Source organism: Microbacterium sp. (assembly GCF_047971895.1).
In the GTDB taxonomy this organism is placed as follows: Bacteria; Actinomycetota; Actinomycetes; order Actinomycetales; family Microbacteriaceae; genus Microbacterium.
Window position 1 is genome coordinate 1 of the sequence record NZ_JBKEAF010000028.1, and the last position, 5,985, is coordinate 5,985.

Here is a 5,985-nt window from a genome sequence, read left to right on the forward strand (position 1 = left end):
CCGCCGAGGCGGTTGTCACCGGAGGTAGCCCGCACCTGGATGGTCGAGAAATCGTCGTCCTTGCCCACCTCGAGCAGCGACACGTCGAACGATCCGCCACCGAGGACGAAGACGAGGATGAGCTCGTCCTCCTTGCCCTTGTCGAGGCCGTAGGCGAGGGCTGCGGCGGTGGGCTCGTTGATGATGCGCAGCACGTTCAGGCCCGCGACCTCGCCGGCCTCCTTGGTGGCCTGACGCTCGGCGTCGTTGAAGTAGGCCGGCACGGTGATGACCGCGTCGGTGACCGAGTCGCCGAGGTACTGCTCGGCGTCGTGCTTGAGCTTCTGCAGGATGCGCGCCGAGATCTCCTGCGGCGTGTACTGCTTGCCGTCGATGGCCTGGGTCTTCCAGTCGGTGCCCATGTGGCGCTTGACGGAGGTGATGGTGCGGTCGACGTTGGTGACCGCCTGGCGCTTGGCGGTCTCGCCGACGAGCACCTCGCCGTCCTTGGTGAACGCGACGACCGACGGGGTCGTGCGCAAGCCCTCGGCGTTCGCGATGACCTTGGGCTCGCCGCCCTCGAGCACGCTCACGACGGAGTTCGTCGTGCCGAGGTCGATTCCAACTGCACGTGCCATGTGCTTATCCCTCTCATTGGGTGTTCAAAGTCTGATTTCCGGCCACACAAACCTGAGCCGCGATGACTCAAGGGTATACCTGCACTCGAACGGCTGTCAAGTTAACTTGATACGTACAGACTCAAGTTTTGAGGGAGTCATGGATGCTGCGCCCACCCGCGCCGCGACGCCGTCACCGTGAACGTGCGGTCGCGCGCGATCTGCCGCGTCGGACCGACGTACCGCTCCAGCGCGGCACGGTGCCGCAGGTGCGAGTTCCACACCGCCCACAGCTCGCCGCCCGGTGCCAGCACCCGGCCCGCATCGGCGAACAGCTTGTGCGCGATGCCGCTGTGCACCGTCGCGCCGATGTGGAACGGCGGGTTCAGCACGATGAGCCCGGCGCGCGCGCCGGGCTGCGCGCTGAGTGCGTCATCGCGCACGACCTCAACCTGATCGGCCACGCCGTTCGCCGCCACGGTCGCACGCGCCGAGGCGACGGCGGCGGCCGACTGGTCGGTGGCGAGCACCGGCATCCCGGGCCTGCGTCGAGCCAGCTCGACGGCGAGCACTCCCGTCCCGCAGCCCAGGTCGATCGCACGATCCGCCGTCGGTGCCTCGTCGAGGTGCGCCAGCAGCGCCCGGGTGCCGATGTCGATCGCGGGCCCGGCGAACGCTGCACCGTGCGCGACGACGACGAGCCCGGTGCCCGGGTCGACGCGGGTGCGCGGCCAGACGGGATCGCGCGGCGGCAGCGGGTCGGATGCCACGAGCACCCGTGCCTTCTGGCGAGCGTGCGTCACATCCAGACGCCTGACGTGCCGCCGCAGCACATCGTTCATGGTGGGCGTCATGTGCTTGACCATGCCACCGGCGAAGACCCGCACCTCGGGGGCGGCCCAACGGCCGATCGCCTCTCCGAGTTCGTCGAGCGCGTCGAGCGACCGGGGTAGCCGCAGCAGCACGATGCGGGCACCGGCGAGCAGCTGTGCGTCGAGCGCGTGCGACGCGTACGCATCCTCGAGACCGAACCGTGCGGCGTTGGCGGCGAGCGCGAGCTCCCCCGACAGTGGGTCCTGAAAGGTGCGGATGCCGGTGAGCCCGTGCCGCGCCGCCGCCCCGAGCGTCAGCGCACCATAGGCATCCCCCACCACCGCCACCTCGCCGGGCCGGGCCGCGGCGAGCACAGCGGCGGCCTCGTCGAGCAGCAGCCTGTCGGCGGCGTCGGACGCGTGCAGATTCGACGCCTCGACATCCGGGTGCCGCGACAGCCCGGCCAGGTCGTACTCCATGCGTCCACGGTACGGCGCACGGCCACCGCGTGGGGGGTCTTTCGCCGCAGGGTCCCGCGCAGTACTGTGACGCCATGACCGACGCATCAACCCACACGCCTGCCACGGCCAGCCGCTGGCGGCTGCTCGGCGCACTCCCGTTCGCCGCAGCCTGCCTCGTACTGGTGAACGCGCTGTACATCTTCCTCGTCGCCCTCGGCAACATCACGGACTACGACACGAACTTCGCGTTCGTGCAGCATGTGCTCGCCATGGACACGACGAACTTCGGCGGCGCGCCCGGCGAAGGCCTCGACCCTGAGGTGATGTGGCGCGCGATCACCGACCCGGTGATCTGGAACATCGCGTACATCGGTGTCATCGTCTGGGAGTCGGCGACCGCGATCGTGCTCATCGTCGCCGTCGTGCTCTTCGTGCGCGGCTATTTCGGTCGCGGGTTCGGATCGGCCCGCCGCTGGGCGTCGGTGGGTCTGGTCATGATCGTGCTGCTGTTCGTCGGCGGGTTCATCTCGATCGGCGGCGAGTGGTTCCAGATGTGGCGCTCGACCTCGTGGAACGGCCTCGACCCCGCGTTCCGCAACGCGGTGATCGCGAGCATCGGGCTCGTGCTGCTGCATCTGCCGAGCCCCGCGTGGCGCGGCCGCGACGACGAGGCCTGAGTCAGGGCCGAAGAGCCCGCGGACCTCGGCTGACGGACCCCGATACGCTGGGCCTGCGTCGCAACGCCGCGACGCGGCATCCATCTCCCGGGAGGACTCTCGTGGCCGACCAGCCCCCACCTGACCGCGAGCCGACCGAACCGCTGCTGTCGACCGCCGCGTTGCAGACCGAAGGCCTCGACGGCACCCCCGTGCCCCGCAAGCGGGTGTTCTCGTGGGCGCTGTGGGACTGGGCGACCCAGCCGTTCAACTCGGTCATCCTCACCTTCGTCTTCGTCTCGCTGTACCTGGTCTCCGACGCGTTCCTGCCGCCCGAGGTCGCCGCGCAGAACGCCGACGGCACGCTCGTCTGCGCGAACTCCGCCGATGCCGCGACCGAGTACTGCCGCGGGCTGGCCGACCTGTCGAGCTGGTACGGCCTCATCACGTTCGTCGCGGGCCTGCTGATCCTCTTGCTCGCCCCCGTGCTGGGCCAGCAGGCCGATGCCCGTGGCAGCAAGAAGCGCTGGGTCGTCGGCGGCACGGCGTTCCTCGCACTGTTCCAGTTCGGGCTGTTCTTCGTCTACTCCGAGCCGTCCTTCTTCTGGCTGGGGGCGGCACTCGTAGCGCTCGGCTCTGTGGCATCGGAGATCGCGGGCGTCAACTACAACGCGATGCTCGTGCAGGTGTCGACCCCCAAGACGATCGGGCGCGTGAGCGGTCTGGGCTGGGGGCTCGGCTACATCGGCGGCATCCTCGCGCTGGTGATCGTCGTCGTGCTGACCCAGCTGGACTGGTTCGGAATGGATGTCTCCGACGGCCTGGCCTACCGGCTCATCGCGCTGGGTGCCGCGGTGTGGACGATCGTGTTCGCGCTGCCGTTCGTGTTCAACGTGCCCGAGTCGCCGGCCATGGACGATCGTCCCAAGGTGGGGTTCTTCCGCAGCTACGCCGTGCTCGTGCGCGATCTCATCGCCCTGTGGCGCGAGCACCGGCCGACGTTCTGGTTCCTCGTCGCGAGCGCGGTGTACCGCGACGGGCTCGCGGGCGTCTTCGCCTTCGGCGGCATCCTCGCCGCGGTGTCGTTCGGGTTCTCCGCGACCGAGGTGATGATCTTCGGCATCGCGCTCAACCTCGTCGCGGGCGTGTCGACGATCTTCGCGGGCTGGCTCGACGACCGGTTCGGCGCGAAGGCGGTGATCGTCGCGGCGCTCACGATCCTCATCCTCAGCGCGCTGTTCATCTTCTTCTTCCGCGACGGCGGCAAGACGATCTTCTGGGTGGGCGGCATCATCCTGTCGGCATCGGTCGGCCCGGCGCAGGCCTCGAGTCGGGCGCTGCTCGCACGCGTGTCGCCGACGGGCATGCAGGGCGAGATCTTCGGGCTCTACGCCACGACGGGGCGCGTCATGAGCTTCCTCGCGCCGGCGCTGTGGACGGCGTTCATCGCCTGGTTCGGTGCGACGCACTTCGGCATCCTCGGCATCACGATCGTGCTCATCGCGGGGCTCGTGCTGCTGCTTCTCGTGCGGCTGCCCAAGCACGTGCGGCTGTAGGACCTGCTCTCCGTCAATGTCGAAGCGCCCGAGCCTACCCGGCGCGGCAAGCGCCTTCGCGGGCTCGGCTGGGACGAGAACGAATGGATGCCACGGGGCCGCCGCTTCGGGCATCGCGACTTCCCCGGCAACGCCGGACCGAGGCACGAGTTCGCGCCGGGCCCCGAGTGCCAGCCTCGTGGGCATGACGACGACCACGGGCACGGGCGTGATAGCACGCACCACGCCCACCGCCTGACCGCACCCTCGTTCACTTGCCGCGATGCGCGCCCGCCGCCCGCGAAACGCGGCAACCGAACGCCCCGCACGCCCGGCGTGCGACTCGTCCCTTCCCCGTCACCTTCTCCCACGCTATCGGGGAGCCCCGATTCGTGCAGGGGCGACGAGGCGCGTCGGGCGATCAGGCGCCGCGCGCCCCGGCGTCGGTCGCACCCACGTCGGTGCGGTGGAAGTTCTGAAACGAGCGGGATGCCGTGGGCCCGCGCTGCCCCTGGTACCGGTTGCCGTAGGGCCCCGATCCGTAGGGGTTCTCGGTCGCCGACGACAGCCGGAAGAAGCACAGCTGCCCGATCTTCATGCCCGGCCACAGTTTGATCGGCAGAGTCGCGACGTTCGACAGCTCGAGCGTGACGTGCCCACTGAACCCGGGGTCGATGAACCCCGCCGTCGAATGCGTGAGCAGGCCGAGCCGCCCGAGCGACGATTTGCCCTCGAGGCGTGCGGCGACGTCGTCGGGCAGCGTGATCTGCTCGAACGTCGATCCCAGGGCGAACTCCCCGGGGTGCAGGATGAACGGCTCGTCGGGGTCGACCTCGATGAGGTGCGTCAGGTCGGGCTGGTCTTCGGCGGGGTCGATGAACGGGTACTTGTGGTTGTCGAACAGTCGGAAGTACCTGTCGAGCCGCACGTCGACGCTCGACGGCTGCACCATCTCGGGCTGCCACGGATCGAGGCCGATGCGCCCGGCATCCACTTCCCGTTTGATGTCGCGATCCGAGAGCAGCACGGCTTCAGCCTATCGGCGTGCGTGAGGCTTGCCTCCTGCGCACACACCTGTGCGCCGCGCAGCAGCGTCTGCGCACACGGCCCGTCTCACTGATGGATGCCGGTTTGCTAAGCTTGCCGGGCGCCTCCGGCGCATCGGGGCTGTAGTTCAATGGCAGAACTTCTGCTTCCCAAGCAGACAGCGCGGGTTCGATTCCCGTCAGCCCCTCCACAGGATTATCACCAGGTCACGTGGCGATTCGCGTGGGTCCCCCCGTCGCCGTGATTGATCCCCCGGAGCGGATTCGTGCCATAGACGTGCCAGTATGCCCGGTACGAGGGCTGGGAAATCAGCAGCCCTTAATCCGCATGTGCGACACTTGGGGAGGGTCCCGTAGCAGATCGGAGGGGAAGATGGTTACTGCTGATCAGGTCGCATCCGTGATTCTTGCCCGATCCGGGCGGTGGACCGACGCGATGAAACTCCAAAAACTGCTCTACTACGTGCAGTCCTGGCACCTGTCAATCACGGATGAACCTCTGTTCTCCGAGCGGTTCAAGGCCTACCGCGATGGACCGGTTGTGCCGCAAGTGCGACACGCTAGAGCAGATCGCACGACGCGTCGCGCGGATCAAGACCTGACGGGGATCGAACTCGACCCGTTGTCGTCAGACATCGTGGACCTGGTTCTGGCATCCTACGGGTCGCGCTCGGGCGAAGAACTCAGCACGCTCACACACAGCGAAGAACCGTGGGTTCAGGCGCGCGCTGGGCTTCCGGATGATACCCCGGGGAACACGCCGATCAGCGAAGCAACGATGGCTACGTACTACCGGGCCCATCGCACCCTCGGTGGTCGCACAGCATCTGACCTGGCCGCGGGCGGCATTCACCTAAGCGGCGGCGATGCTGGCGCTC

6 protein-coding genes and 1 tRNA gene are annotated in these 5,985 nt (G+C 68.3%); 4 read left to right on the top strand and 3 right to left on the bottom strand.

Features of this window, described 5'->3' with window-relative positions; genetic code table 11:
• Together ACK5IN_RS02945 and ACK5IN_RS02950 are read right to left on the bottom strand one after the other, a co-directional pair.
• A partial coding sequence (locus ACK5IN_RS02945) for an Hsp70 family protein (RefSeq protein ID WP_416894729.1) occupies positions 1-617 on the bottom strand: 617 nt, incomplete at its 3' end.
• A gap of 137 nt (positions 618-754) precedes the next feature.
• A complete protein-coding gene (locus tag ACK5IN_RS02950; RefSeq protein ID WP_416894730.1) occupies positions 755-1,888 on the bottom strand; it encodes a class I SAM-dependent methyltransferase in 1,134 nt (377 codons plus the stop codon).
• 74 nt (positions 1,889-1,962) lie between these two features.
• On the opposite strand from ACK5IN_RS02950, the gene ACK5IN_RS02955 reads away from it, so the two are divergent.
• The gene (locus tag ACK5IN_RS02955; protein ID WP_416894731.1) at positions 1,963-2,547 is read left to right on the top strand and encodes a DUF2165 domain-containing protein; all 585 of its coding nucleotides are present in this window, start codon (positions 1,963-1,965) and stop codon (positions 2,545-2,547) included.
• 101 nt (positions 2,548-2,648) lie between these two features.
• Positions 2,649-4,082 carry an MFS transporter gene (locus tag ACK5IN_RS02960; protein ID WP_416894732.1) on the top strand — a complete coding sequence of 478 codons (1,434 nt, stop codon included), beginning with the start codon at positions 2,649-2,651 and terminating at the stop codon, positions 4,080-4,082.
• A gap of 400 nt (positions 4,083-4,482) precedes the next feature.
• On the opposite strand, the gene dcd is transcribed toward ACK5IN_RS02960, so the two are convergent.
• On the bottom strand, positions 4,483-5,088 hold the full coding sequence (dcd, locus tag ACK5IN_RS02965) for a dCTP deaminase (RefSeq protein WP_416894733.1): 606 nt from the start codon (positions 5,086-5,088) through the stop codon (positions 4,483-4,485).
• 136 nt (positions 5,089-5,224) lie between these two features.
• Here dcd and ACK5IN_RS02970 point away from each other — a divergent pair.
• Positions 5,225-5,298 (top strand) — tRNA-Gly (locus ACK5IN_RS02970).
• A 182-nt stretch (positions 5,299-5,480) separates the two neighbouring features.
• A partial coding sequence (locus ACK5IN_RS02975; protein WP_416894734.1) for a Panacea domain-containing protein occupies positions 5,481-5,985 on the top strand: 505 nt, incomplete at its 3' end.

What these genes read in the sequence shown, in the direction of transcription:
- ACK5IN_RS02955 (WP_416894731.1), top strand. Translation starts at nt 1,963, where the DNA reads ATGACCGACGCATCAACCCACACGCCTGCCACGGCCAGCCGCTGGCGG.
- ACK5IN_RS02950 (WP_416894730.1), bottom strand. Translation starts at nt 1,888, where the DNA reads ATGGAGTACGACCTGGCCGGGCTGTCGCGGCACCCGGATGTCGAGGCG.